General features: G+C 32.5%; 7 protein-coding genes. 1 reads left to right on the top strand and 6 read right to left on the bottom strand.

Features of this window, described 5'->3' with window-relative positions; translation table 11 throughout:
• Positions 1–277: 277 nt before the first annotated feature.
• The 5 genes from MK851_RS12645 to MK851_RS12625 form a co-directional block, all read right to left on the bottom strand.
• Positions 278–1783 carry a calcineurin-like phosphoesterase C-terminal domain-containing protein gene (locus MK851_RS12645; RefSeq protein ID WP_320244262.1) on the bottom strand — a complete coding sequence of 502 codons (1506 nt, stop codon included), beginning with the start codon at positions 1781–1783 and terminating at the stop codon, positions 278–280.
• Complete coding sequence (locus tag MK851_RS12640; RefSeq protein ID WP_320244261.1) at positions 1776–3578, bottom strand: alkaline phosphatase; 1803 nt, start codon at positions 3576–3578, stop codon at positions 1776–1778. Before MK851_RS12640 ends, MK851_RS12645 begins: the two co-directional genes overlap by 8 nt.
• Before the next feature lie 74 nt (positions 3579–3652).
• Positions 3653–5236 (bottom strand): RagB/SusD family nutrient uptake outer membrane protein, encoded by a 1584-nt coding sequence (locus MK851_RS12635; protein ID WP_320244260.1) that lies wholly within the window; start codon positions 5234–5236, stop codon positions 3653–3655.
• Between the two features lie 19 nt (positions 5237–5255).
• Positions 5256–8324, bottom strand: a complete 3069-nt coding sequence (locus MK851_RS12630; RefSeq protein WP_320244259.1) for a TonB-dependent receptor — start codon at positions 8322–8324, stop codon at positions 5256–5258.
• Positions 8325–8500: 176 nt separating this feature from the next.
• Positions 8501–12211: a two-component regulator propeller domain-containing protein gene (locus tag MK851_RS12625; protein WP_320244258.1), complete on the bottom strand. Its 3711-nt coding sequence runs from the start codon at positions 12209–12211 to the stop codon at positions 8501–8503.
• 271 nt (positions 12212–12482) lie between these two features.
• Between MK851_RS12625 and MK851_RS12620 the strand changes: the two genes are divergently transcribed.
• On the top strand, positions 12483–12659 hold the full coding sequence (locus MK851_RS12620; RefSeq protein WP_303507133.1) for a hypothetical protein: 177 nt from the start codon (positions 12483–12485) through the stop codon (positions 12657–12659).
• A 60-nt stretch (positions 12660–12719) separates the two neighbouring features.
• Here the strand turns inward: MK851_RS12620 and MK851_RS12615 are convergent, their stop codons facing one another.
• Positions 12720–23492, bottom strand: a complete 10773-nt coding sequence (locus MK851_RS12615) for a LysM peptidoglycan-binding domain-containing protein (RefSeq protein ID WP_320244257.1) — start codon at positions 23490–23492, stop codon at positions 12720–12722.
• Positions 23493–23504: the final 12 nt, after the last annotated feature.

Raw genomic sequence — 23504 nt, 5'->3', positions numbered from 1 at the left:
CCAAAGTTTAAATGGTGTGGCTCCTAATATTTTTAACCAAAACTGTCAACGAATTAGTTAACCTTTACAGAAATGACACCTTAACGTCATTATGAACGGACACTGAGCGAAGTCGAAGTGGAAAGTGACGTAATCTCATGAATCAGAGTAACTCATAACTTTAAGACCTCTCAACTTACTTCGTAAGCTATCTTCGAGGTGACTGAAACCAAGAAAAAAATTTCTCAATTGTAACCTCTTTCGAAATGACCGTTATCGAGAAACTCCCCTCCTTTTGTTATTGCTTGTAAAAAACTCTTACGTCTTCTGCTTGTAATTTTAATAAGTCGTCTTTCACTCTAACTCTTATTAAATGCATTTCTTTTGAAAGGTTTTCAGATATTTTAAGCCTCCATAGGTGTTTACTTTTTGTAGTTGGTTTGGGCATTTTAGATAGTTTTTGTCCTTTATACCTTCCTAATTCTTGCAGTAAATAAAATCTTTTTAACTCTGGTGCTACTCCTTGATAATACTCCATAGATTGCCATGTTGTACCATCAAAAGAAACCTCAACTTTTGTAGATTCTCCTCCTGCAAACACATTCGCATATACATAAGGTTCATTTAAAATGTTCATTTCTGTATCCCATCCTTTGTTCTCTGGAACCCAAATATGCATTTGCTTTTCTATAGGTGCTCCTGAAACCTTATAACTAAGATGATAATCTTTATCTTCTGTTTCTAAGAACCAATATCCTTTTGGGGTACCATCATACATCATCGCAAATGGAACTCCATGAATATCGTGTGCTCCCTGCCACCAAGCACCACAAACCGCTCCTCCTACTAGCTGATGTACTGCTTGTTTCTGATTTCTTTGAAAGTAGCTATGGTATTGTGTATGTGTATGCCCCGCAGCAACCAATACTTTGTCAAAAGGATTCATTAATGATATGAATTCTTCCTTATTACTTGTATACTCCAAAGGGATATGCGTAAAAACTTTTATCGAGTTATACTTGGTTGCAAACTTCTTAGTAATGTGAGACACAAATGTTAATTGATCTTCATCAAACTTACCTATATACTCACGATTATTTATTGGGAAATTGTTGTTGAGCACCAAAAACAGGTTGTTTCCGTATTCAAAAGCATAGTACGAAGGTCCAAACGAAGCTTCGAAAGTTTTGTCTCTGTTAGAAAGTTCTTGTTCTCCAAAGTTTAAATCGTGATTCCCTATTACATAAAATACTGGAACTCCAACTAGCCCTAAGGTTTCTGATAATGGTTTAAATATGTCAAGATTATCAAACGAAAGATCTCCTAAAGGAATAATAATGTCTGGTTTATTTTTTACTAATTCTTCTGTTACTAACTTACTAACATGATGGATATCGTCAATTACATCTGATTGAGGATCTCCTAACAACGCTATTTTTACCTTGTCTTTTTCCTTATTAATATATAACGGGAAATCAAATGATTTTTTATTGGTTAACTCTTGAGATAAATAGTAAAACTTAAAGTTATTTTGTGGGGTACGTGGTGAAACGTACCCCTTTGGTTTGATAATAAATAGTGGATTATTCTCTAAAGACTCTATTTTATAAATCCCTTTTGTATTTGTTGCTACAACATCTTTTCCATTGCTTACAAGTATCCCTTTAAGGACTTTGTCTCCTTTGTCATAAATTCCATTTTGATTCTTATCATGATAAACTCTTCCTGAAATTTTAGGCGATTGCCCTAAAGCTACTTGCACCATAAACACTAATAAACCGAAAAAAAATCTTGATCTATTCATTAGTTTTTACCTTTAAGATTTTTAGAACCTTCCCTAAAAGATCGCTATTTTCATAAACTCCTTGTAATTTATCTGATTGTGGACCGTATGCAAACAAAGGCACCATTGCTCCTGTATGATCGTGAGTAGTAAAGTCTCCTTCAATCATATGGTTTTCTACATTTCCTTGTGGAATAGAAAATCCTGAAGTTTCATGATCTGCTGTAACAATTACTAAGGTATTTTTATTAGCATCTGCAAATTTTATCGCTTCAGTTACCGCCTTGTCAAAATCAATTCCTTCTGCTATAATTCCATGGGTATCGTTAAAATGTCCATAACTATCTATTTGAGCTCCTTCTACCATTAATAAAAATGGTTCTTTTTTCGAGTTTAAAAAAGACAAACTACGTTGGGTTGCTTTTGCTAAAAAATTACTTCTTCCTTGCTTGATTCCTGGCATGCCTCCTTCTGCTGTAAAAACCCCTACTTTTTCTTCATCGTTAGTAATTTCTTCAATAGTATTTTTAATACTGAAAGGCATGGTTTGTTTATTTGAGAAGTGTTTTGCTCCACCACCTATAAACAATGATATTTCACTTTTTTCAAGATCTCTTGCTATTTGTTGCATATGCGATCTATCTTTTTGATGTGCGTAAAAAGCCGATGGAGTTGCTCCTGTAATTTCATCAGTAGTAATTAAACCTATATTATAATTGTATTCTACTAATAACTCACTGATGTTTTTTACTGGTTTACCATCTGGTCCTACACCAATTGCTCTATTGTATGTTTTAGTTCCTGTTGCTATAGCTGTACCTCCTGCAGCAGAGTCTGTTGTAAAATCGTCTGAAGATTGTGTTTTTAAAAACCCAACACTTCTTAATTGAGTTAATGTTAAATCTCCACCATTTGCTAAAGCTGCTGCTGAAATTTGAGATACTCCATTTCCATCACCAATTAATAAAATGATGTTTTCTACTTTTTTGTTTTTTTGATCGTAGGCAAATGTAGGTTTATAAACTTCTGATTTTTCTTTATTGAAACTTATCCTTTTTGATAAACTTTTTAGATATTTAGTAGCTTCAAAAGGTTGATCGGTATTTATGAAATCAACTTTTAAATCTGTAAAAACTTTCCAAGCTGACTCAGAATCTGGGGCTCCCCAAAAACGGAAAGGTTTATTTAAATTGTGTGCTGTTTCAATTACTTTTTTTACTCTTTTAAGATCATCTGCAACCATTCTTCCTTTTCCGTTCCATACAGAATAGTTTTTATAATCAACACTGATTAATCCAACCTTATTCCAAGCTTCTTGGTTTAAAATTTTGGTTAGTTTTTGATGATCAAACTGTATATAATCTGGATAATCTGCATAGTCTTTAACTTGTGGTTTTCCGCCTGAGATTACAAACTGTATATTTTTGTTTTTAGTAAGATCTGGGTATCCTTTTAAAGTTTTTACTAAGCGATTTAGTGTACTATAAGGTTCTGACTTTACATCTATTAACAACTGTATTTTATGTGTAAGTTGAAGATCATTTTTTAACGCTGTTCGTAAAGACTCTAAATAAAGTGATTCTATAGTATGCTTATTAATAATTTCAGCTGTTTCGTGTGCTACAAATAGGGTGTTATTTTTTAATATTACATCTATTTCTAAAGAATGAACTCCTGCTGCATAGGCTTTCCAAAAAGGAACAGATTGTTTATAATCGTTGTGAGAATGTACTTTATAAGTATAATTTGAGGTTTGTGCTTGTATAGCTCCTACCCCTAATATTAGGTATAAAAATATCTTTTGAATAAATTTCATTTTATGCATTTATAAAAAAGATGTCGCCTTAACGACATCTTTTTGTTAAACTTAAATTAAAAAAATGACTAAAATTACCATCCTATGTTTTGCTTAATTCCTGAAGAGATAATCGCTTCATTAGGAATTGGCCATACATGCATATAACTAGGGTCAAAATTTCTTGCTTGCCACACTTGTTCAACAGTGTAATCTGAATCTGGGTTTGATCTATCTGTGTGAATTCTACCATACAAAGGTTTACTATATACTTCAGCAGCATCTCCCCAACGTACTAAATCGTAGTGTCTGTTTGCAAACTCACCAGCAAACTCAACTCGTTTTTCGTGTTTTATATCTTCTAATGTAGCATTGGTAACTGGAGCTAATCCTGCTCTTTCTCTTACGCTGTTTAGATCAGCATCTCCGTTTCCTCCTTGTTGTATTAATGCTTCCGATTTCATTAACAATATTTCTGCATAACGCAGTATTGGAGTATTATATAGTGTTGTTGGTGAGTTACCGTTGGAATTTATATAAGCTCCTACTGGATTTTCAAATGTATACTCATACATGTATTTGTTGAACTGAAACCCTGATAGTGAGTTTTCTGACTGGTATCTTTTTGTTTCTCCAAAAAATTCAAATTCGTCTCCAAATTTTAAGATGGTTACTTCTCTTCTTGCATCGTTAGGTTCAAATTCGTTATACAGGCTTTCTGTTGGTGTATAATATCCCCAACCATTATATTGCCCCCAGCCTTTATTTTCTAACATTACACCTGGTAAAATACTTCCGCCTTCAACACCTGAATTAGCAGACCAAATATATTCACTCGTCCAGTTATTAAGATGACTGTGCAACAATCTGAAATCTTTTTTTGGATTATCTGTATCAATAAGTGCTCTACCTGATCCTGAATTTGTTACTGCATCACAATAAGTTACCACATTAGCATATTTAGAACTGTCATATTGTGCCCAATACAAATAGGTTTTTGCAATATACGCTAAGGCTGCATCTTTATGTGCTCGTCCGTAATCACCTTCTCCCATTTCAGTAAAAAGAGGTAATAAATCTGCTGCTCTTTTTAGGTCTTTAACAATAAATTCATAATTTTCTATGACGCTTTGTGGTCGTTTATAACTTCCTGCTTCATTGTTCATATTATCTTCGGTAACAATAGGAATACCTCCATTTTTATCATTATCTCCATAGGTATGTGCTAACCAGAAATAATGAAACCCTCTCATAAAGTAAGCTTCGCCTAACAAACGATTTTTAGTTGACTGACTAATATTCATTTGCGGAACATTTAAAATAACATCATTCGCTCTCCTTATTATCTTATAACTTTGAGGATACATCCAAGAGGTATATCCTTCATCTCCTGTTATATTAAAATTTCTCACATTATCTGCTGTAGCATTTAGTCGCCCTGTTACCATATCATCTGATGCATTAATGTACCAAAAGAATCCTCTTCCAAACATATCATCATCTTTCATATAATAATATAAACTGTTTACTGCTTCCAGAGCATCTTGTTCTGTTTTCCAAAAGTTTTCATATGAAGTACTTCCTAATGGATCTAGATTTGTAAAGTCATCTGAACAGGAAACAAATCCTACTTGAATACTTACGATGTATGCAATTAGTTTTATATATGTATTTTTCATCTTCTTATTTTTTATTTTGTTATAATGACAATGATATTCCTGCTGAGATAGTTCTTGCTGAAGGATATCTACCAACATCTAATCCCTTACCTCCTACTTCAGGATCCATTCCACTATAATTTGTGATTGTAAACAGGTTTTCTCCTGAAACATAGATTCTTAATGATGATTGACTTAATACAGAACTCATTTTACTTGTTGGTACTGTATAACCTAGTGTTACGTTTTTAAGTCGTAAGTAGGAAGCGTCTTCTAAGTACCAGCTTGAAGTGGTTCCGTACGTTTGATTATTATCTTGTGTAGACAACCTCGGAATGCTTGTATTTGTATTTTCAGGAGTCCAAGCATTTAACACTCCGTTGTCTAAATTATACCCTTGTTGAGAAGCGTTGAAAGCTGTAAACTTATATGCATTAAATACTTTAACACCTCCTACTCCTTGGAAATTCATATTTAAATCAAACCCTTTATAATCTAAATTTAACCCTAAGTTATAGGTTACTTCTGGTAAATAACTATCCATAAAAACACGGTCGTTATTATCTATTTTACCATCGTTGTTTGTGTCTTGAAACTTAAAATCTCCTGGTACTGCGTTGGGTTGTATTAATTGTCCATCTTTACTATGTGCATTGATTTCTTCTTGTGATTGGAAAATTCCTAAGTAAGGCACTAAATATGTAGCGTATAATTCTTTTCCTACTACAGATCTGTACGGATATAATGTGCTTCTAACATTATCTGAGTGTGCTATATAATCAATTCCACTACTGTTATACCCATTAAGGTTCTTTAATTCATTATCAAGAAAACTAGCGTTTGCACTAATACTATAATTTAAGTCTCCTACATAATCTTTATACGAAACTGCAAATTCATATCCTGTGTTTTTAACTTCTCCTCCATTTACATCAGCAGCCGACGTTCCTTGGTGAATATCTTCTAGTCCAGGAATAATCATTCCTTTTGTTGTTTTCTCAAAATAATCAGCAACAATAGAAAATCGATTGTTGAATAAATTCATATCAATTCCAAAGTCTAAAGATTCTGAAATTTCCCATTTAAGATTAGGGTTTGATTGTCTTCCTACATACGTACCTTTATCGTCTAAAGAACCATCTGCTCCTAAAATAACATTTGTGGTGTTTAAAGGAACATCAAAAGAGTAATATCCTACAGAGTTGATATTTCCTATTTGTCCCCAAGATGCTCTTACTTTTAAATTATTGATAGCTTCGATATTAAAGAAATCTTCTCCTGATATTTTCCATGCTGCTGAAGCTGATGGAAAATAGTCTGCCTGATTTTCTTTAGCTAAACGTGAGGTTTCATCTCTACGAATACTTCCTGATAAGAAATACTTACCTTTATAGTTATATAATACCCTTCCTATTGCAGAAGTTAAAGCATCCTCGTACACATCTATCTCTGGAGTTCTAATTACTGATGCATTAGACATGAATTGATTGAAAGGTTCTTCACTACTAAATCCTTCTCCTTGCTGGAAATAGTATTCGTAATCGGTAAACTGTGACGAGTAAACAGCGGTAAGATCTAAATTATGATTTCCAAAACTCTTTTTATAGCTTAATTGATTATCCCATACCCAACGCTTAGTATCTGAATAACTCTGATATAAATAATTGTTTAAATTCGTTCTTCCTAACTCAGGAATTTTTGGAGAAAACTTTTTATATTTCGTATCCGTAGTACTATAACTATAACTCGTTTTAAACTTTAATCCGTCCGTAATGTCGTAGTTAAAATATACGTTAGCGTTTAAGTAATTAACAGGATTACTAATATCTGGACGTAACAACAAGGCTACAGGATTATATACGTCTCCGTAAACTCCTGCATAATTTGATAAATTTTCTGGTACTACTCCACTAAAATTTCCGTTTGCATCACGAATAGGTGCAGATGACGGCATGTATAATGCATTTACAATACTACCTGAGTAAGAACTTGTTGAGTTTGTACCTACTGCTTCACTTCTTGAATAATACACATTTTCACCTATAGTAATATTATCTGTAAGGTGTATGTCTGTTTTTACTCTAAAAGAAAAACGTTCTGAATAGGTATTTAGTAATAATCCTTCTTTTTTATGATAACCAAAAGAGGTCATATAATTCATCTTATCAGTAGCACCACTTATATTCATATTGGTGTTGTACATAGCTCCTGATCTAAAAATAGCATCCATCCAGTTGGTACGTGTTACTTGACCCCATGGATTTTGTTCTGCATCGTGAGCAGACTGTCTTGGAGCACCTGCATTATCTGCTGCCATATTATATACATCTGCTTGTTGCTTTGCATTTAAAGGTGTAGGTAATTTAGCTGCTGATTGCACACCGCTATAAAAGTCAAAACTAATTCTTGGTTTTCCTTTTTTCCCTTTTTTAGTTTCAATTACAATAACACCAGAAGCTGCTTGTGCTCCGTATATTGCAGCAGCAGCTGCATCTTTTAAAATAGATACCGATGCGATGTCGTTAGGGTTAATTACTGGCCCGTAATACGGTACACCATCTACAACTGTAAGAGGTTCTTCATTCGCAAAAGAACCGTACCCTCTAATTACTACTTTACCGTCTTCAGATGGATCTCCTCCTTGCTGTAAAACAGTTACACCAGATACACTTCCTTGTAAAAAATCATTTAACGTAGATACTGGTCTACTAGACATAGATTCTATGTTTTCTACTGTTGAAATGGCTGAAGTAAGGTCTCCTTTTTTTGCACTACCATAACCAATTAGTACTACCTCATCTAAAACGCTCGACTCTTCGTTAAGTGCTATTGAAAACTTTTGACTTCCCGAAAAAGGAAGTTCTAGTGTTTGAAACCCTATAAAAGAAACTACTAAGGTTCCTTGATCTTTATTTACACTTAACGTAAACTTACCATCAAAATCGGTAGCTACTCCATTCTTACTTTGCTCTTTAACAAGAACAGTTGCTCCAGGAATGGGTTCACCGTCTATTTTAGATACAACTGTACCTTTTAAGATAGTTTGTGCTACCGTTCCGGAGACTACCCCGAAACATAATAACAATATAAATAAATAGTGTTTTTTCATTTGATAATTTAGGTTTTGATTCTGAGACGAATCTATTTCAAGATGCTTTTTAAAGAGGGTCAAATGGTTTCAAAAAGGAGTACTTATATTTCAAAAAGCCTCATAAAAACACCTTAATTCTTACACTTTTGTTTCAGTAACCTTCTGCTAACATTAGCCTAATCTGAAGCTAACTTTTATGCTACTACTTTTTGTTCTTTGTAAGCTTTAGGACTCATATTAAAATGCTTTTTAAATTGCCTACTAAAGTATTTTGGATTGGCAAAACCACACTCAAAACTAATTTCTGAAATGTTTAAAACATTTTGACCTAATAAGTGTTGTGCTTTTTGAAGTCTTAGGCTAATTAGCACTTCTGAAGGAGATTGTTTGAGTATTTCTTTAAAAACACGGTAGCATTTTACTTTAGATATTTCTAATTTTTCTTGAAGACTTTCAATATTAAAAGTATGATTGTGCAAGCACTCATGCATATAGGTAAGTGCCTTTTTTACTAGCTTTTCGTTTGGTGATAGTAATTGCTCGTCTTTATGATTCTCAATCCAACCGATGTGATTTTTTGTTTCAAACAGTTTTTTTCTACTACTTAGTAAGTTGGTTAGCTTTGCTTGTAAAAAAGTTTTACTTACTGGAAGTTGAATGGTAACATCTATTCCTAATTTAGTAATTTCTTCCATTTGAAAGTATCCAATTTCTTCTGATAGGTATAATATAGGACAGTTAGATAGTTTTATATTTTCTTTACGGTTTTCTAAGAACTGTACTACTTTATTTGTAAGTTTTACATCATAAAATACTATAGTATCTACATTGAGACTTGAAAGTGCTGAAAATAATTTATCTACATTGTTTTCAAATATTAAATGATAAGTTTCTTCTCCCAATAATGATTGTAATATCCCATAGTTCATTTCACTAGTCAATACCAACACTTTATGCTTGCCTTGTGGGAGCTCATTTATCATCCCTATATGATTCCACTGTATCATTGAGGCTTTTTCTGAGGTTACTTTGTGAAAGGGTACTTCTACCTTTATTGAAATAATTCCTTCTTCAGAATTATTTATATCCAACTTTCCATTTAATTCTAATAGTAAATCTTTCGCTGCTTTAAAATAAGGACTATAGCGTTGTAAACTTTTTATATTATTAACTAAAATACCACTATCAGAATTTACTTTTAGTATTAGTTTGTTTTCTTTTTCGGTATAGGTTATTTGTATGTTACTACCTTGATTACTATACTTTATAAAGTCATTGAAAATATATTTATAAAAAAGTTTAAAACGAAGTAAATCAATAGTTATCCACTTGTCTTCTACTTGGGTTTGATAGCTAAGGGTTATTTGTGATTGTAGTAATTTTCGTTCTAAATTTTGCGTTAAATAATCTAAGAATGTATTGATTTTTATTACGGATTTTTCTGTAGTGTTTATACGGTTTACTTGCTCTAGAAAATCCCACTCCGTTAATACATCTATCATGGTTTTCGCTTGACTAACTAATTTTGTTTGTATTTCATTTGGAATGTTATTTTGCTGACTATATTGTAGCATTTGCATTAATGGCTTTTTAAACTCTGCCAGTACAAACGTTTTAAATTTATCTATTTCAAAATCTTCGTTTTTTAATTTGTGATGTAAAGCCAGTACTTCTTCTTTTTGTTTGATAATTTTTCGGTTTTGGTTTTCGAGCTTTGCATTAGCTTTTATTAAGTCTTTCTTCTGCTTATTAATTATAGCTGTTCGTTCATTAATTTTTTGTTTAAGTTTTTCTTGGTAAATTTTATCTTTACGAACTTTATACCCTAAACCTAAAATGAGTATAATTACCCCTCCTGATGCTAAACTCCATGCAAACCAAGAGGTTTTATAAAAGGGTGGGGCTATTACTATTTTTATATAAAATATATTTGTTTTAGAAGCACTTAAACTATTTTTCACTTCTAAAACATATTCTCCAGGTGGTATTTTCTTATATAAAATAGGGGTTGTTCTATACACTCTCCAATCTTTATCAAAGCCTTTCAACTTATATAAAATTAAATTTTTATGATTTTTTCGGTAGGCTACAGGAGTTATACCTAGGCTGATATTATTTTCTGAAAATGCTTTTTTAATAATATCTCTTCTATTCTCTACACCATCTATTTTTAAAACTAATTGAGGAAGTTGTTTATTAAAGTTTATTAATTCTGGAGCAAAATAATTTACGCCTTTAATTCCACCAAAATACAACACTCCTTTGGTATCTTGATAATAAGCTCCTTCTGAAAATTCTGGTGCTTGCCATCCTTCTTCTGGAGGTAATATATTTACTTTATAATTTTCTTTATTAATAGAAGCTAAACCTTTAGTTGTACTTACCCATACATTTTTTTCTTTAGGAATTACACTGTAAACCATATGACTTGGTAAGTTTTCTTTTTCTGAAATGGTCTTAATCACTCCTTTTTTACGATCAAAAACTGTTACTCCCCCCAAAGTTGCTATCCAATACAACCCTGTTTCTTCATCTTTATCAATACTATATACACTATTACCAGTTAAGCCATTTTCTGTAGTAAGGTGATGTTTTTCTCCATTATTCCTATTAAATAGGACCATTCCATTATTTTCTGTTGCTAAAGCCAGTTCTTCACCATTAACAAAAACGTCTCGAATATGGTATGCTTTTAAAAGCTCGCTTCCTTCAACATCTTCAAACTTATTTTCTTTTGTGTTGAACACTGCAATTCCTCCCCAACAAGCAAACCAAATTCTACCATCGTTAGTTTCTGTCATTGCATAAATCCTATTTGCTGGTAGTAAAGGATTCTCTTTTGCTGCGTAATAAGACACTTTTGTTTTATTTATGTGAATTAGTCCTGCATAGGTACCAACCCAAATAGAACCGTCTGTTGCTGTATATAAACTACGTATTCTTTCCCAGTCTTTATTTTCTTTTGCTTTCTCTAATCGTTTTTTAATAAAACATTTGTCTGATTTACTATAGTTATATAATCCTTTGGTATAATAACCTAACCAAAGATTATTATCGTTGTCCATTGTTATAGCTCTTACAGTTTCATTAGGCAAATGCCTATATTCTACAGGATGGGGAGCAATAGTGTTTATATGTTCAGACCCAACGTAAGCCATACTTAATCCTCCATCTTTATGACCTAACCAGATGTTACCAAAGCTGTCTTCATAAATTTTTTCAATTTCATTTCCTGTAAAACTGTAAGGGTTATATAAATCGTAGGTATAGTGCTCTATTTTTGTTTCGTGAATATCTACCTGATTATTTCTTATTACATAAAGCCCACTTTTTCTTGTTGCATACCATATATTTCCTTTTCTGTCTTGATAAGATTCATTAATAATTACTTCAGGAAACTTGTTAAGTAATAATTGATCATTAATTAGTTGTTTGCTTGTTTTTACTTGTGTTTCGTTTACGTTCAGGAAACTCATTCCATCAAACTCTAAATATTGTCCACTTTTAGTTTCTACTACAAGATTATTTTTCTTTGACAGCTTTAGGTTAACGGGAGTTTCAGAAAAATAAAAATTTTGAAAGATTGATTGATTTACAAGCCTACTTACGGTATTATTATCTGTTAAACACCAAATTGTTTTAGTCCCATCTCTTTGTAGACTATAAATTACATTTCCTGCAAGAGAAGTTGAGTCGTTATTTATATGTTTGAAAACTTTAAAATCTTTACCATCATAACGATTAAGTCCATCCCAAGTGGCAATCCACAGTCGTCCTTTAACATCACTTATAATATCATTTACTGAATTATTGGAGAGTCCATCTTTCGTTGTTAATGTTTTAAATTTTAAAGATTGACCAAGACTAGTAGTAACTATTAAAAAAAAGAAAAAAAACAACCTCATACCAAACAATTTCATCTTTTATAACCAACAAAACTACTTTAGAGAAAACATAGATTAACCATAGTAAAATTAAGTTTTGATTACCTAAATGTTAATATTCCAACCTACCATATAACTAAGGATTGTTAACTAATTATAAATTATATTAATACTAAATTTTAGCCCTTTTTTATATTTATATAAAAAAGGGAAAGCCTTACTTATTTTACGGTTTTTAAAAAGTTTAAAGAGTACTAATATCCTATTTTTAAGAAATTTAAAACAACTAATTATGTTACAAAACATTTCAGCCTTAGGATTGACATTAACAAAAAAAGAACAAAAACTTGTTCTAGGTGGTGCATTACCAACATGTAGAGTGTGCTTTGATTATTGTAAATCTCAAAACTTTCAGACTAAAGAAGAGTTTAGTGCTTGTTTTTATGATTGCAAACAAGAGCTTTGTTAAATTTTAGAAGCGGACTTTCGTCCGCTTTTCTTTTATCTATATCTTTTTAAAATACTTTTCTTATAAGTTTTTTATGTACTTATAAGGTAATACTAAATTTGATAATTGTATTAGTGGTAGCTGAGTTTCGGTTACTTCAGAGAATACTGATAAATCAAATGAAAAATAGGCTTCTGTTGTTGTTGGTTTTTTATCTTCATACCATTTTTCTAGTGCTTTTGCTAACTGACATACAAAAGGTGTATTAGAAGTAATTTCTTCTGAACATCCCTCAGTCGGTATTGTATAATCTTCTGGAATTTTAAAAGAAAAAGGTGTGTATAATAACACTGGTAATTGAACCGGTGGTAAGTCACTTTTAGCTGTTTCTTGTAAATAGTAATTCCAATAGCTTGTTATCTTAATTGTTTGTTGATGTAATTGATCGTACGTAAAGAATGTTTTAAAGAATGTTGCCAAATGTTCTGACAAAGACATACTGCTTCCATTCTCATCTAAGATTTTAGCTATATTAATTTTGGTATTATTACTTAACAACGGTATTAGTTTATTAGAGAATCTAATTAAAGGAGTTCTGTAAATGAACTTAGGATTTGTAGGGTTGTCTTCCACCAATCCTTCATTTCTAATTACTGCAATTCCAGCCCATGTATTTTGGAACTGTAATACATTTAGTCCGTTTACCTCAACTGTTCTATTTGGTATTTCAAAAGAACAAGGATATCCTAAATACTCCTTTACCTTGGCTTTAGGGTCTTTTACGTACCAATACGAATTTTCAATTGGTGCTCCAGATTCATCCGTTGCTTGTACTCTTGTATAATTATTTATGTTAATTAATGGAACACTAGGAATCTCCGCCAGCTTAAATTCATTCATAAACAACTGCTTGTCTATTTCAGACATATCTTGAGGAAGCACTATACTTACTACCAAACGCTTACACTCTTCACCTCCTTGGCAATCACAAGTAGTAGTAAAATGTGGATCTTCTTTTTGTTGTATGATAAAATTATAAGCACTTGTAGTTTCTGTATCCCCCACTTGAGAAGCTTTATAAAGCATTGCTTTTTTATTATGTTCATCCCAAGCTAATGATAAATTATCAGTTAACTGCACCATAGCTTGCATTGCATAAAATGCTTTGTCAAGATTTGGATCAGTCTCATCAGATGTAGGAGATATAAGAGTTAAATACTTAGTCATATCATTTAACACTGATGACCATACATTTACCATTTGAGCCATATCATTGAATAAATTTCGTTTACTACTACGTTTAGCTTGTAGGTTATTATCCTGACTATCAAAAGTATTAAACCTAACATCAGAATAAATTTGGTCTTGTGCTGCTTGATCTTCAGAATAAGTGTACGTGAAATTCCATTCTGAAGCTTTCTCTAGAACTTCTTTCGTTGTATCACCTACTACTGACACTGCTTTACCTTCTTGAGTTGTTAGCGTTGGTGGTTTTGGATAATTACGAAGAACTATAGGAATATCTACAGTACCTAAAGACTGCTGTAAAGGAGATTTATCAAAATCAGGCTCTACTGTTTCAGCTAAATTAACAGGTACTATAAATGTTAACCATTTTGATGCTTGATATCCTTTTACATCTGGCACATCTGTAATATCAAATTCAACATGAGTAATTTGATAATCCATTCCTAGAGGCACTGTCGTAAACTCTTTTGTGTTTTTAGTAGAAAAGATAAAAGATATATCAGATGTTTTTTCTCCATCTTCATAATCTAACTGTATTTTGGCATTAGAAATTGAATACAGTTTACTATCTCCTTCTGTACTACTAACAATACTTGGAGTACCATATAAACGAGGAGCTATCTGATTTTGACCTTCTCTTGCTATTCCTGATTCGGCAGTAACTTCCATTTGTACCACTGCATTAACAGAATAAGTATTTCCTAACTGAATAAGTAGTTGTTGTTTAAACTTTTCTTGAGCATTTAATTTTCTTGTTTCATTTACTTCTGGTGCTGTAAGAATTGGCTCTACCTTAGTTGAAATAGTTTCTGCCAGTAATGATTTAGCTTTGGTTATGGCTTCAAGGTAAGATGTAGCATCACTATTTAAAGATTTTAAAAACTCTTTTTCTTCTTCAGATTTTAATTCGTCTACCAAAAATGCTGGCACTGCATATTCTGAACTTAAGAAAAGGTCAATTGCATCTAAACATTGTTTTCCCCAAATATCCATATCTACATCCGTAAAGTTCTTTACTGTACCTTTTTCACAATCTAGCCCTTTACCTGTTACATAAGAACATATTGGAACATCCTTTTTAGATACTAAGCTAGTGGAAATTGGTAAAGGCGCATAAAAAGATGCATTTAATAAACTATAAGTATAGATCTGTATCTTATATGTGGTAAACTCTTCTTGGGTAAGAACTCCTTGTAACGCTTCATCAAAACTAGCTTTACTCATATATATAGTTCCTACTAACGGAGTAATCTTATCTACTACAGAACTAGGAACACCTAGATTTGATAGTTTAGAAATTGAATCGTTTGTAAGTTCATAAGAACCTGCTGGCTCAACATTCCAATAAATACCATTGCCTGGTTTTAGTCCCATTCTTACAATGTAAATAGCTTCATTTTTCTGACTTCCAACCAACTCTTTATCTATACCTGTAGCTATTTTAAGTACGTATTCATTTTCTTGATAGAATGTTTTTTCAAAATTGACCGCAAATTCTGTTAATGAATGGTTTTGAACTTTTTCGTCTGTACTATTTTCTTGTTCAAGATTAGGAACATAGGTATTTGGCTGAACAACTGTATTAGTTGAAGTAACCGATGGACTATCTTTAAAATCGTTGTTAACAAAAGAAAGATCTCTTTCCATACGTAATGCCACTGTTAACTCAAAAATAGAAGCTGTTTCCAAGTTTTCTATTGCAACTGGTTGTTTTATTGAACTCATTGTTGGAGCTGTAGGAACCGATTGACAGTAAGCAATAGCATATAAATAAGCGTAAATTTCTTTTACAAAATTATTGATTGGTGCTAAGTCTACATCTGTTTCAATTCCTGGTAGCAATGAAGTGCTTAATAAAAGTGTAACCGTATTTTGATCTTCTACATAAGGATTAAATTGATTAATTTGATAGTATATGTTGGTATATACAGCTAAGTCGTGTAATGCATTTTTTTGATACTCTGGTGCATCTGGATTATTAGGGTCAGATACGCAAGGTTTACCATCTGTATTTAGGTATCGTGTAACATCAAAAGAGAAATTTAATAACAATTCTCGGTCTGTATCATTTTCTAAGGTTACATGATAAGTGATAAACAAACTTGGCCATTGCGAGAACCCTTTTAATTCATCAAGGTATCCTACTTGCACTGGTGGATTATTAAGAGGTGATTTTGTATTCAACTCTGGATTACTAAACGGTGTTACTGTTTCATTACCGTAATAATCAACCCAATCAAAATGTATTTGTAATGTATTACCTATACCTCTATATGGATTGTCTTCTTTTTGAGGGAATCCTACCGAATAAGAATTATTAGGATTATCAATCGCATACTGTGCAATAGGTATTACTTGATTATAAGTCCAAGGCGAATTAGTATTCTCTTCATTTTGGTCTTTATCATTCGCTGGACCCGAAGGTAAGCCTACAATACTTTTGTTAAAATATCTGTTAGCAACTACTTGGTAGCTTAATAAATTGTATAGGTTATTCAAATAGGTTTCTGCATATCCAGCATCACTTGGATTATCTGGAGGAGTTCCCGGATTTGTTCTACTTAACTCAAAACCTGCTGTACCTTGTTGTATTGATGATACTTTATGAACTACCTGATCAACTATAGCAAATGTTGTATTGACATTAAAAACAGCTGTATCTTTAATTATAAAAGATAATGTATCAACATCAATAAAATAATAATTAGCAATGCTCTGCATCGTATTACCTGGTGTACCTTCTCTGGTTGTTATTTGATAAGTAACTGTAGGTATTTCTACCAATTGCCACACAGGTAAACTATCCCAATTGTCAATACTTGGATTAAGGCTCTTAACATCATCTGGATTTACATTAAAATATTCTGCAATGGCTGTTAAGTTATTAGACGGTGTATCTGATGAAAGACCAACCTCATATTGCAATCCGTCCAATACAATTGGTTTAGCTGAGGTATTAAGTTTTACATCCGTTTCATTAAGATTAGCGAGCTCACTAATTAATATATTGTATTGAGATGAAATGCTTTGTAACGTTTCATTTGCTGAAATCGTTGTATAAGTTAAATCTTTTTGGGCTTTAGATTCTGCATAAACGATAGAAGATGACGTATCAATTTTGTCTCCCGTTACAGCGCAGTTCATAAAATCTTTAAGAATATTATTATATGAATTGCTATAAGTAACCAATAATGATATTGTTCCATTTCCTGAACTGTCAAAAATAGTATCAGGGAAACCAGTATTTCCTTCAATTTCGTTGTATAATAAGTAGTATCCTCCAGACCTCGTAATACTACACTCCCATAACAGTTTTACAAAATCGTATAATGAATTTAAAACTCCATTAGGTTTTTCAGCTTCTTCTATTTCAAGACTTTTTTGTAATGATTTTAATTGTACTGGATTTGTTTCTGTTGATAAATTAGATTGAACTATAAATGTTTTCATATTTAGATTTCCAACAGAAAGTAATCCATCACTTCCTTCATACAACCATTGTATATCTTCAATTACTCCTTGATTATTAGAAGAAGAATTAGGGTCTAAAACTCTTAATAATCTTTCTAAAACCTGTGTTCCTGATTCATTCGCTCCTATTAACTCATAAGTAAATGCACTTGTACCCGGAGCAGTATCGTCAGCCTGCTTTTTAATGTCTATTTCTAAAAGTGTAGACCATCCATAATACTCAGAGTTTTTATAATCCATTGCTCCAGTTGTGGCATTATATGTTCCTATTTGAATATCCATAGCTGAACCAGTTCTTTTAGGTATGGCTATCTGTTGTAAAAGACCTGATGGGAAATTCCAAATTAGTGGAGATATTTCAGTTTGTCCTCCTAAACTACCATAAGGAAGGTTTACCTCTCCTGAGGTACTCCACTGGGTAACTGTTTGAAATGTATATTGAACAGGAATTAAATTATAAGGCTTCATAGCTGCCAGTTTTAAAATATCTGGCTCAATACCTGTTTGTTGAGCATAAGTAACCACAGTAGCTATTTGTGATATGTCTTCTAGGGTTAACTGTATTGGTAGTGTCGCTTTTTTAGGATCTCCTGAAGGAACTTCTCCGTTAAATTGCAACCAATCTAATGTAGTGTTGATTAAATTAATCGTAAACCCTTCTTTAACGTCACTTGGTATTTCAAATTGCTGTCCAGTTAATCGATATAATGCACAACTATCACCTGTACATGGAGAGTTTGCATCGAGTGTTAAACCTGGTAAGGTAGTTGGCAACCTCATTCCATGAAGTTGGTATCTCGATACCATACCTGATAATTGTGTATATGATTGTTTTGCTTTGAAATAATCTAATATACTTTGTACATCTAAGCATCTTAATTCTGGTATGTTTGCTGTACTGTAATTATCTGAATCATAAAATAAATTATTGATTTGTTGGTTATGATAATTTGTTCCTAAAACCTCAGAGGTTGTGTTATATTTTTGAGCTATTTTACCTAAAGTTTCTGCATCATCTGGATTACTAAAAGTAGCAGTTGTGTGAATGAAAGGTTGAATTAATAATACCCCTAATGGTTGTACTTGCAATGATTGAACTTCTGCATCATTAGCAAGATCATTTACTGTTACTGTATTAGTAGGTGTACTTAGTTTTTTTGCAATCCCTGTTAGGGTATCTCCAGGTACAATTTCATAGGTAATACTATCATAAACAAATGAATCACCTGATATAAATAGTCCTGGAACAGATTGGTTTTGTAATAATAAATCAACTACTGAAATATTATTAAATGTGGTACTAGCTACACTAGTAAAGGTGTCTTCGCTTTTTGCTGTATAATTTGCAGCAGCAATAATCAAGTTTGCTTCCGTAGTTAAAAGTGTATTTTTCTGGAAACTTGAATCATTCGCTAAATCTGCTACGGTAGTTTGTAATCCCGTAGCCACCTCATTAATAGTATCAGTCACTTTTACTGTATAAGTCTTAGCATCATACGTAATTTCTTGAACTTGTAATAATCCTGGAATGGCTGCATTTTGTGTAATCAGTAATGCTGTTTCTAGGGCGTATTTAGCTCCGATAGAAACAAAATTGTCACCATCAAGAATAGTGTACATTACTCCAGTAATTTGAATATCAATTCCACCATGTAAAGGATGAGATTGGTTGGCCTTAGAAAGGCTACTTACCTCAACAGCATTGGTTGTTCCATCAGAAGTGCTTATACTATTAGCCCAGTTTGCCATGGCATTTAGACTGTTACCTTTAGATAATGGATATGTGTAATTTTTTAATGCATCTTCTGCGTATCCTATAAGTTGTTTTCCTATAAGTACAAAGTAGTCTTCAAATACAAATGTTGATAAAGAATGTTCTACTGAGGTACTTTTTTTCAGAGCTGCGTTCGTATTTTCTTCAGATACTTTTACAGCTAATTCATTAAACCACTTTTTAACTTCAGATAAATACGCATCTGTTGCCATATTATACGTGCTAAAATCAACATCAACCCCTGCATCTGGAACAGATAATTCTAAATCGAAAAACATTGGGAACACGGCTGCTATTTCAGGTTTTGAACTTTCTGTAACGTTTTGAATGTTCACTGCTTCAAATGTATCTTCAAGGAATGATAATAGTTTATCTGTAGGAATTGGTAATGGCGTATCTTCATTTGATAACAAAGCTAGTAATAGCTGTAAATCGGCTTCAGAAACTGCTAATTCGTCTGCCGTAGCTCTCGTACTTTCTGTAGCTGTTTCATCTGCATAGTTTTGTATTAACCATCTAAAAAAGTCTTGACTTAAATATTCAAACGATGAAGTAACTGTACTATCTGGGTTTTCTGCATCAGGAGCATCAATCCAAAGTGAAGTGACATACTGCGCTGTTTGATTCTTTAAATCCCCATTTTCCGATCCAGCAACAGTTAAGTGTGGAATAAAATAGATGTTCAATGTAGGTGACTTTTCTTCTGTACTTACCACTAATTTAGAGCTGTAATGCATGTCTTTGATCGGTAATTCCGACAATTGGCTTGATTTTGCTGCATATACCAAAGCTCTTCCATCAACAGAATCTGAAAGTTGTCTGTTCCATGGAGCCATACTTGTTTGATCTGTACCAATAGTAAGATCTGTTCGTATTTCTGCCTTGAAGCTAAAGTTAATTTTAATAGAGAATAATCCTAAATTTATTTTTGCTGAAACTTGTACATCTACTGAAGCTACAATAGCCAGAGGCATTTTGTTATAAGCTTCTAAAGTTGCTTGTGCATATACTTTTACTGTTATATTTACAGATGCCGAAATAATTCCAAAATCTAAAGAACCATATAATTTACCAATTAACCCAAGAGTTCCTTGTAACCAATAGTAATAAGAAGTTTCTACTTCTGTCTTATTATTCTCTTGAAGAGTTCCTTGATATGGATGATATGTAGCAATTACTCCTTCTAAAACACCAAAAATTGTAATACTAAATCCAGCTTTTAATACTCCGTAATTAATGCTATAACCAACACCTACTTGTAAACCAATTCCAAAAACAATTACTGGATTAAAATTACCATAATTAGTTTGTGGTACCTTTTTGGTAGTAGCGCTGCTTAATTTCCCGAAGTAAAAACCTCCTGATCCCATTGCTGGAATTCCTGGTGGTACAATAGCCTGTAAGGTAAAAGATCTTGAAAAGTCAAGTTTATACGGAAATCCTATATCTACCATAAAATCACCATTGGTATAAATAGCTAAAGCAATAGAAGGAAGTGTAATATTAACTGTTCCAAACTGCAAATATCTCAAGGCGTCTGGTAGTGTAAGTGCTATTTGGTATACTCCTACTCCATCTGAGATTTTTTTATACATAATCTCAAAATCTAATCCCGCAAAAATTTTAGCTTTATCACCTGCCATGGCAATTCGTAAACCGTATAAGTTAGGGTCATTGAATACGGCTTGCATTTCTAATGTCCATACTGGTTTTTCTTTGGTACCAACATTAAGGATTCCAAAATCGGTTCCTATCAACCAATTAGAGTTTTCATTAAATGAAAGTAACGAGTTTCCTGAACCAGGACCAATAGGTACTTTGCCTTTTTCTGGAGTATCAAATGCTTTTTCCATAGCATCTGTAACTTCTTTTATTGATTGGTATTGAGCTGCATTATTTAGCTCAACATGTTGCCCCATAGCTAATAAACGTAGCTCAAAATATTGCGTTCCTTGTCCAGGAACCTCTGGCATATTTTTTACATCTTGTCCTTTTTCTTTGTTAAAGACATTACTGTCGTTAACAGCTGGTACTACTGAACTACCATCAAATGCTATTTGAACACCTTGCGCATTTTTTGTTAGCTTAATACCATTGATTGTTATGAATATTAAATCAAGGCTTTTTGGTAATTTATAATCTACTACTACCTCCTTAGTATCTAAATCATAAGTAACCTTAAATCCATCTAAACTTATTTTATTGAGAATATCCCAAGGAGCATCTAATTCAAAGTTAGGATCGAACAGCATCTTCATAAATGAGGTAAGTAACGATCCTACACTCCAATTTTTAACCTCAAAAATGATCGTTCTACTTTCTCCCGCAACATTATATTTCGCTATAAATCCTTCCCATTCAATCATTAATAATTGGTCATCACCATCAAAATTATAACCAATTTTAACTTCAGCATTAAAGTATTCAAGTAAAACACTTCCCATTACACCGCCAGAATATTGCTTTCCTACTGCTTTAGTTGCATCAAATTTTAAGGCTAACGCTGCAGCAATATCAATTTTCTGATTAATAATAGGGAAAGTAAACTTCCACTCCACACTCGTTTTAACTTCATAAGAGCCTTTTTCTGATCCATTTGGAATATCTGCTGTTAAATCAAAACTAGTAATTGACAAATCTGCTGGTAAAAAACTAGTTGGCAACTCAAAGCCTACTTTTTTAAACAAACCGTCCATCAATTGCCCTAAGTTTAACTTGTCACCTGCAGGCATATTTATGCTTAAATCCCACCCTCCATCTTCTGTTGAAGAATTATAGTTTACTGCTGATTGTAATCTTAGATCTCCGATAGTAAAAAGACCACTAATAGCAGCTGTATATACATTTGAACCTGTTCCAGTTACTGGAGAAGTAGAGGTAAGCTGTAATGCTGCATCAGTTAATAATATATTGGTTATAAGGTTCATTTCAATATCTCCTGATGCAAAAAATGCATAGTATTTACTATTGATATCCATATTGATACCAAACCCTGTAAACACTACACTTACCAAACTCTCAGGTATTTTTATAAAACCACCTGTTATGGCTGCTAATAAATCATTGATTGAAACGGTTCCATCAAAAGCTGCTGATAAAGTAAGATCAGAAGTAATTTCTACATCAAAACCTCCTTTAAATATAGTTGGAAAAAAATCTGCTCGAGCTGAGAAAAAAATACTTTGATCATTAATTGTTCCTGGCCCTGTAACTAACCAGTTTACATCAAATTCTTGAATAGTAAAATTATCAAAAAGATTCCACGCTCCATTAGACCCTACTAATGTTGATACACTATTAATACTTAGACCATCTGTAAAATCGAGAGAAGTACTAAACCCTTTAAAAGCTATACTGTTTAAAAACTGCTGTAATGTTGGAGGCACAATTGTAAACCAATTGTTCCCCGCCATTAAAGAAAATAAATTTAAAGGGGTTACTGGTTTATTAGGGTTTGATGTTACATTAATATCAAAAGCTGAAGATTCTGTAATTATCCCTGCGCTGAAATCCATAGAAATATCATCTCCTAAGTGTAATGTAAGTTGAAAATATAAAACTGGAGTCTGTGTTTTTTCAGCTTCTTCTTCAGTAATACTTAAAATAGTATCCATACCTGAATCTTGACTTACAGACTCTTCTATTGTTTTAATTTGAAATCCTACTCCGGGATTACTCACCTCTAAAAACCCTAAAGAAATTACTGTAGCATCTATAGCTACATAAAGATTCATCTCTGGATAAATAATTTCTTCATTATTAACAGCAGAAGGATCTAAACTTCCTACTAATGCTAACCGTGTACTTGAAGACCAAGACGTAAAAAAGTCTACTACAGGTTTTAACCATTTGGTTAGTGTAATGAGAGAAGCAAAGTTTTGCCCCATTGCCAAAGGTACAGTTTGATTTTGCCATGAAAATTTAGCAATATCTTCTGTACTAAAAATAAAAGCTGGAGAACTATATGGAATATTATCAAACACGCCACCCGTCATGTATTTCCAACTGGTTTCAAACTTCCAGTCACTTAAATCAATCAATATTGTAAATTGAGCTTCATTACTTTCATTAACAGTAATGATTAAAGTAACTTTGGTATTTGTTTTATCTACATTAAGTATTGTAGCTTTAGCATTTTGTATTGTTAAGATATTACCTACTGGCTCTGGAATTGTGGTACTAGATGTATCAATTAATAAAAATTTTCCATCAGGTAATTGATACCCCTTAGTTAACAATTCATCCAGGCCTTCAGGAGGTGTTAATTGAGAATCTGTAAAAGTAACTGCATTAATAGTGATATTACCATTATTGGTAGTTGCTTGTTCTCTAAAAGTGGTTGTAAGGTTAGAAAGACTCATAATACAAAATTG

The organism is Tenacibaculum sp. 1B UA (assembly GCF_033978845.1).
GTDB lineage: Bacteria > Bacteroidota > Bacteroidia > Flavobacteriales > Flavobacteriaceae > Polaribacter.
The sequence above is the reverse complement of the archived record's forward strand: the minus strand, read 5'-3'. Positions and strand labels throughout refer to the sequence as shown.